The organism is Streptomyces laculatispora (genome assembly GCF_017353455.1).
Lineage (GTDB): Bacteria > Actinomycetota > Actinomycetes > Streptomycetales > Streptomycetaceae > Streptomyces > Streptomyces laculatispora.
The window spans coordinates 24,107-30,146 of the sequence record NZ_JAFMPZ010000052.1 but is presented as its reverse complement, the minus strand read 5'-3'; the positions used below and the strand labels follow the sequence as shown (position 1 = coordinate 30,146).

Here is a 6,040-nt window from a genome sequence, read left to right as displayed (position 1 = left end):
ATATCCAGGCGCACGTCGGCCGTCTGCGGGAACTGCTCAAGGCACCCTGACGCCGAGCCCAGCTGAGGTCAGCCCAGCTCAGCCCTACAGTCTGCGCGCTGCGATCTTCTCCCCATGGGATCCACGGACGACGAGGTTCTGGGCCTTCCCGTCCCCGTCGTCCCCGTCCCACCACTCGACGAACTCGGCCGACATCTCCTCGGCGTCGAACCTGTCGGCTGCGCTGGGCCGGTAGTCCGTCGTCAGCTCGACGTCGAAGTCGGACGTCCCCAGCTCCACGACGGTGATCGCGCTGACGTGCGTCGCGAGCGCGCGATCGTCCTCTCCGAGCCATTCCCGGAATTCGGGAAGGAGCCCCTTCTCCTGCGTCCGCACGGTCACCCGGCCGGCAGGTGGGTCCTCGGCGAACTCGCTCACACCGTCCAGGCATCCCCCGACCCAGGCCCCCCGGTCCGCCTCGGCCAACCGCCCGGCGTCGAGCGCCCGTCGCGTACAGCCTCCCCAGACGACTTCGGCGATCGACGCCCCCTTGCCGCGCGACTCCCGCACCGCCCGGCCCTTCGCGTATCCGTCCGCGTAGGCGTCCCGTGCCGTCTGCTTCTCGTCCCTGACCGGCGCCGACCGCGTGCAGGACGAGACGGTCACGGCCGCGAGCACGACGCAGGACAGGGCGAGACACCACAAGCGATGCGATGGATGCACAGTTCTCAGTCCTCTCCCGGTCCCTGATACAGATGTCGGGGAGAGGCAATCGGTGCCACAACGACTCCGATGTCTCTTTCGGGTCTTGCCGCGGCCCGGTCCGGGAGCGGCTCTTCCCGGCGACTTCGGCCCCGGCCGGGGTGTTTCCCGCCCGGCGTCGGCAGCGGCCGCGCAGAGTAGTGGGTATGACGACACCCGCAGAGCTGCTCCGCTCCTTCGCCCGCACCCGCGCCTCGCTCGACGGCGAGGAGGTTACGTACTGGTGGTCCGGAGACGTGTACGCCTGGTCCCCCGACGAGCCCTACCAGCGCGTCTTCGGCTTCGAGGGGCTCAACGTCGCCCGTCTGGTCCAGGACGACGAAGCCGGGCCGGACGCCTACCAACTGCTCACCCGCGAGGCCGCCTTCTACCTGGACCCCGTCGGTCGCGAGATCCTGGAGACCTGGCAGGACCTGCCGGTGGTGCACGTCTGGAACGACCCGGCGAACCAGAAGTGGCGCCCCTTCCCGATCCCGACGACCGAGCTCGGCGGACAGGTCTGCTTCAGCCTGGAGATCCCGCTCGCCTACCCCTCGCCGCTGCCGGTGGCCCAGTACCCCGTCCACTCGGCCGGTGACACCTACAAGGCCCTCGAGCTCTTCCAGTTCTTCGCCGACCGCGCCGACCTGGCCGGCCCGGCACCCAGTGTCCCGGCCACCATGTCGTGGACCCGGATGTCGCCGTGGCTCCCGTGGATGGCCCGCGGACAGCGGCCCGGCGGCCTCACCTTCCACTGCCGGGGCCGCAAGCTCGGCTCGTACGCCGAGGTCCCCGAGCGGACGCGTGCCTACGTCGCCGACCACCACCCGGAGTTCGCTCAGGCCCCGGAGAAGTGGAGCGAGCCGAACGAGACCAGCTGGACGTACTTCCGCAAGCTCAACCCACCGAAGCAGTAGCCGCCCGGGCGTCCGGGAACAGCGGGAGACCGTGTCCGTCGTCAGCCACCGGGCCCGTCGTCAGCCACCGCGCCTCTCCTCAGTCCTGGCGGACCCGGGCGTGGAGGTGTACGTCGTGCCGGCCGTCCACGTGCAGCCACGCCCGGCGCCGGATGCCCTCCGCCTCGAATCCGGCCTTGGCCGCCACCCGGCAGGACGCGTGGTTGGCCACCGCGTGTTCCAGGTCGATGCGGTGGAACCCGCGCTCGTACAGCGCCCACTGGGCGAGCACCGTGACCGCCCGGGGGCACAGGCCCCGGCCGCGTGCCGAAGGGACGGTCCAGTAGGCGATTTCAGCCGTGCCGTCGGTCAGCGCGAAGGACTTCAGGGCGACCCTGCCCAACAGCCCGCCGCTCTCCGCGTCGACCAGTGCCCAGTGGGCGCCCGTCTCCGACCGCCACTCGCTCTGCCACGCCTCGATCCAGCCCCGCGCCTCGGCCACCGAATCGGCCCGCCGCAGGTGCCACTGCTGGATCGCCGGGTCCCGGAACGCCTCCCGTACCGCTTCGGCGTCGGTGAGCAGCCAGGGGCGCAGCAGCGCCTCGGCGGCGACGGGCAGGGTGGGCTGGCCGGTCGCGGCCAGTGCACCGGCAGGAATCGCGGGAGCAACCAAGTGCGGCATGACCGCAATGGTCACAGACGGGTCCGGCCGCACCGCCCGACGCCTGCCCCCGGGCCTACGTCTGCGCCTGCGCCCCGTTCAGCAGCGCCCGCTCCACATGGGCCGTGACCACCCAGTTCGGCGCGTCCACGATCTCGGAGATCTTCAGGTCCGCCGCCACGCTCGCCAGCAGGTACGCGTCCTGCGGTACGAGCCCCGTACGGGCCGAGATCTCGTCGATCAACGCGCGGACGGCGTCCTTCGCCGCCTCCATCAGGTCCGGTCCGATGCCCGTCGTGGCCAGGGCGGCGCCGGTCCGGGCGCTGACCGGGTCCGTCTCGATGACCGGGGTGCGGGGCGCCGCCCCCTTGCGGACGTCCACCCGCAGCCGCACCGTCGCCTGCGTCTCGACACCCGTACCGCAGACCTCGCCGTCACCCATCGCGGCGTGCGCGTCGCCCGCCGACAGCAGGGCGCCCGCCACCCCGACGGGCAGGATGAGCCGGGCACCCGGGCCGATGTGGCGGATGTCCATGTTGCCGCCCCAGCGGCGGGGCGGGATGACCGAGTGCGGTCCGGGCTCGGGCGGGGCGACGCCGATCGTCCCGATCATCGGCACCACCGGGACCCGCAGGCCGGGCAGCAGTTCGGCGTAGCCACCGGCGATCGCCGAGATGCGCAGGTGCGGGTCGGGGAAGTCGTCGGCGAGCAGCCCGAATCCGGGCAGGCAGGCCGTCCAGCCCCACTCCCCGACCTGTACGTCGAGGATGTCGACGACCAGCGCGTCACCGGGCTCGGCCCCGGTCACGTACAGGGGGCCGGTGACGGGGTTGAGGGTGCCGAAGTCGAGCTCTTCGAGGTCTGCGGAGGTCGATCCGGCGGCCAGTTGACCGCCGCTCGCGTCCTGGAACTCCAGGACCGCCTCGTCACCGGGGGCGAGCGTGGCGACGGGCTTGACCGTCCGGTCCCAGGCGTGGTGCACCTGTCCGCGGTGGATGCTGAAGTCACTCATGAACGGTGGGGCCTCCAGGTCGAGTTCCATGCGGTGCGATGAGGACAGTGCGCTGCGGTGCCGATCCTGGCGCGGTCGTGCGGGTTGCACAACACGGCCGGTTTCCGGGCGGTCCGTCCGGGGCGTGACCCACATGGCCGACAGTGAACCGATGCGGCGGTTCCCGTTCGGGTGAGCGCGTACAGCGTGCGGGTGAATCCGTGGCTCGGCGCGCTGGGCGCCGGGACAGACTCGGGTCGGAACGATCTTGTCCCGTTCCGGCCCGACCTCGGATGAACCGCGCGATGAATTCCACAAGGAGTGCCCCCACCATGCGACTTCGTACCACTGCGGCTGCTGCCCTCGGCGCGCTCGCGCTCATCGTGAGCCTGCCCGGCTCCGCGAGCGCGGCCGACGGCGACTTCGTGTACACGTACACCACGTCCCACGGCTACCGGCAGACGGTCGCCCTGCTCGACCCGCCCAGCCGGGAGTGCGTCACCCTGCCCGGACTGGCCGACCCGGACACCTCGGACCCGGCCGACACGCCCTCGAACAACACCGGTTCGACCGCGACGGTCTTCACCGGCCCCGACTGCGACGGCGCCCACTACACCCTGCGGCCCAACGGCGGCCACGCCTCCAGCCGGCTGAAGCTCCGGTCGGTCGTCTTCAGCTGATCCGGATCGCCCCGGATCCGGGGTGTGCCGTTCGCGTTCACGGTGCCTCCCTGTTCCCTCCTTCCGCCGCTCCGCGCATCCTCCGCGTGGGGCGGCGGCGGTGCGTACGGGGTGGCGGTGCGTGCGGAACGGGCGGGGCCGCCGATATCGCCGGGCGGGGTTCCGGACCGGAAGGTAGGTTGCACGGATGCCTTCCCCACTCCGCCTCGTACCGGTCACCTCCGACAACGTCGAGGACGCCTGCGCGCTCAAGGTCCGGCCGGACCAGGACGGACTGGTGAAACCGGTCGCCTGGTCGCTCGCCCAGGCCTATGCCACGCCCGCGACCGCATGGCCCCGGCTGATCGTCGACGGTGAGCAGCTCGTGGGCTTCGTCATGGCCTTCCTCGACGTCCAATTCCATCCCGAGCAGCCGGACGACCGGCTGCGCTCCGGGCTCTGGCGGCTGAACATCGCCGCCGAACAGCAGGCGCGCGGGTACGGACGGTTCGCGGTGGAGGCCGTCAACGACGAGCTGCGGCGGCGCGGTCAGACCCGTACGACCGTCTCGTACGTCCCCGGCGCGCACGGGCCCGAGGAGTTCTACCGCAAGCTCGGATTCCGGACGACCGGCGAGCTGAGCGGCGACCAGGTGGTCGCCGAGCTGGAGCTTGGACCGGCCGCCCCGCGCCCGTAGACAGGCCGGACCGCATGGGCAGACATGGGCCGGGCATGAAGGCCCGACGGCGCGTCAGACCTTCGGCGGCCGACCGGGGTTGTCGGGCAGCAGGGGGAACAGCCTGGTGACCGCGGCCACGGCCACCGCGCCTGCGGGGCGCGTCCCGGGGCGCTCGTCCCGCTCCCGGTAGCCGTCCAGCAAGTCGCGTACGGAGGCCGCGAGTTCGGCCGTCTCCGCCGGGGTGAGATGAACCACGGCGCTGAAGGACTCGTCGTGCTGCCACTCGGCCGGCGCCTGGTCGCGATGGCTCAGCCAGTGCTGGTAGCTCTCGTCCTCCAGTCCGCGCGCGAGCACGTCGAACCCCTCCGGCGCCTCCTGGCCCGGCTCACGGGCCGGCTCCCAGCGCAGCCGCCACGGCCGCACCCGGCCGCCCTTGTGCGGCGCCTCCTCGATGAGGCCGTGCGCGGCGAGCTGGCGCAGATGGAAGGAGCAGAGACCGGAGCTGTGGCCGAGCCGGGCGGCGGCCTCCGTGGACGTCACCGTGCCGACCTCGGCGAGCAGGTCCAGCAGGGCCACGCGCACGGGGTGGTCCGGGAGCGGCTTGCGGGCGCGGTGGGGCAGTCGGTCCGTGGATGCTGCTTGACGCTTCTCATCGCTCATTTTGCAAAGAGTGCTACTTTGCAAAGCATTCGGTCAAGCCGGTCGCCGTCGGCCGCACCCGGCCGACTCCCTTATGCGCGGAAGGCGTTGATGCTTCATGGCCGCTCGGTTCGATGACGGCTCACAGGACCGCCGGGTCCGCGTGCAGGGCGTACCCGTCGAGTCCTTTCCCCGGTTCGCACCGGAGGCCGAGCGGGGTGCGGTGCGCCGCATCACCGTCGTCGGGGAGGAGATCCTGCGTCGCCCGTGCCGGGAGGTCACCGAGTTCGGGACCCCGCAACTCTCGCGGCTGGTCGACGACATGTTCGCCACCAACCAGGCGGCGGAGGGCGCCGGACTCGCCGCCAACCAGGTCGACGTGGACCTGCGGTTGTTCATGTGGGACATCACGGACGACTGGGGGGTACGCCATGTCGGCCACATCGCCAATCCCGTTCTGGACGAGGTGGCGCCCGAGCAGCGCCGGCTGGTCGAGGAGTCCGAGGGATGCCTGTCCGTCCCCGGCCCCTACCGCGTGGTACCCCGCCCGGACCGTGCCGTCGTACGCGGCCGGGACAAGGACGGCAGTCCGCTGGTGATCGAGGGCCGCGGCTACTTCGCCCGCTGCCTCCAGCACGAGACGGACCACCTGCGCGGCCACCTCTATCTGGACCGGCTCGGCCGGCGGGAGCGGAAGACGGCCCTGCGCGAGATGGCCGCTTCGAAGGACGAGGTGTTCGCCCGGCGTGCCGCGTCGGCCGCGAAGCTGGGCAAGTGACTCCGCGGCCGCCCGGT

8 protein-coding genes are annotated in these 6,040 nt (G+C 71.9%); 4 read left to right on the top strand and 4 right to left on the bottom strand.

The window, feature by feature from the left end:
* Window positions 1-84: 84 nt before the first annotated feature.
* Window positions 85-702, bottom strand: a complete 618-nt coding sequence (locus tag J1C73_RS02250; protein ID WP_207314825.1) for a hypothetical protein — start codon at window positions 700-702, stop codon at window positions 85-87.
* Between the two features lie 185 nt (window positions 703-887).
* On the opposite strand from J1C73_RS02250, the gene J1C73_RS02245 reads away from it, so the two are divergent.
* Complete coding sequence (locus J1C73_RS02245) at window positions 888-1,637, top strand: DUF1838 family protein (protein WP_207314824.1); 750 nt, start codon at window positions 888-890, stop codon at window positions 1,635-1,637.
* 79 nt (window positions 1,638-1,716) lie between these two features.
* Here the strand turns inward: J1C73_RS02245 and J1C73_RS02240 are convergent, their stop codons facing one another.
* Together J1C73_RS02240 and J1C73_RS02235 are read right to left on the bottom strand one after the other, a co-directional pair.
* The gene (locus J1C73_RS02240) at window positions 1,717-2,298 is read right to left on the bottom strand and encodes a GNAT family N-acetyltransferase (RefSeq protein WP_207314823.1); all 582 of its coding nucleotides are present in this window, start codon (window positions 2,296-2,298) and stop codon (window positions 1,717-1,719) included.
* Window positions 2,299-2,353: 55 nt separating this feature from the next.
* Window positions 2,354-3,289 (bottom strand): acetamidase/formamidase family protein, encoded by a 936-nt coding sequence (locus J1C73_RS02235; RefSeq protein WP_123471549.1) that lies wholly within the window; start codon window positions 3,287-3,289, stop codon window positions 2,354-2,356.
* Window positions 3,290-3,600: 311 nt separating this feature from the next.
* Between J1C73_RS02235 and J1C73_RS02230 the strand changes: the two genes are divergently transcribed.
* Together J1C73_RS02230 and J1C73_RS02225 are read left to right on the top strand one after the other, a co-directional pair.
* Complete coding sequence (locus tag J1C73_RS02230) at window positions 3,601-3,948, top strand: hypothetical protein (RefSeq protein ID WP_123471333.1); 348 nt, start codon at window positions 3,601-3,603, stop codon at window positions 3,946-3,948.
* 187 nt (window positions 3,949-4,135) lie between these two features.
* Entirely contained in the window at window positions 4,136-4,624 is a 489-nt protein-coding gene (locus J1C73_RS02225; protein ID WP_207314822.1) for a GNAT family N-acetyltransferase, read from the top strand.
* Window positions 4,625-4,678: 54 nt separating this feature from the next.
* Here the strand turns inward: J1C73_RS02225 and J1C73_RS02220 are convergent, their stop codons facing one another.
* Window positions 4,679-5,266 carry an ArsR/SmtB family transcription factor gene (locus tag J1C73_RS02220; RefSeq protein WP_207314821.1) on the bottom strand — a complete coding sequence of 196 codons (588 nt, stop codon included), beginning with the start codon at window positions 5,264-5,266 and terminating at the stop codon, window positions 4,679-4,681.
* A gap of 97 nt (window positions 5,267-5,363) precedes the next feature.
* Here J1C73_RS02220 and def point away from each other — a divergent pair, with 97 nt between their 5' ends.
* Entirely contained in the window at window positions 5,364-6,023 is a 660-nt protein-coding gene (gene def / locus J1C73_RS02215; protein ID WP_207314820.1) for a peptide deformylase, read from the top strand.
* Window positions 6,024-6,040 lie beyond the last annotated feature (17 nt).

What these genes read in the sequence shown, in the direction of transcription:
- J1C73_RS02245 (WP_207314824.1), top strand. Translation starts at nt 888, where the DNA reads ATGACGACACCCGCAGAGCTGCTCCGCTCCTTCGCCCGCACCCGCGCC.
- J1C73_RS02225 (WP_207314822.1), top strand. Translation starts at nt 4,136, where the DNA reads ATGCCTTCCCCACTCCGCCTCGTACCGGTCACCTCCGACAACGTCGAG.
- J1C73_RS02230 (WP_123471333.1), top strand. Translation starts at nt 3,601, where the DNA reads ATGCGACTTCGTACCACTGCGGCTGCTGCCCTCGGCGCGCTCGCGCTC.
- J1C73_RS02240 (WP_207314823.1), bottom strand. Translation starts at nt 2,298, where the DNA reads ATGCCGCACTTGGTTGCTCCCGCGATTCCTGCCGGTGCACTGGCCGCG.
- J1C73_RS02235 (WP_123471549.1), bottom strand. Translation starts at nt 3,289, where the DNA reads ATGAGTGACTTCAGCATCCACCGCGGACAGGTGCACCACGCCTGGGAC.
- J1C73_RS02220 (WP_207314821.1), bottom strand. Translation starts at nt 5,266, where the DNA reads ATGAGCGATGAGAAGCGTCAAGCAGCATCCACGGACCGACTGCCCCAC.
- def (WP_207314820.1), top strand. Translation starts at nt 5,364, where the DNA reads ATGGCCGCTCGGTTCGATGACGGCTCACAGGACCGCCGGGTCCGCGTG.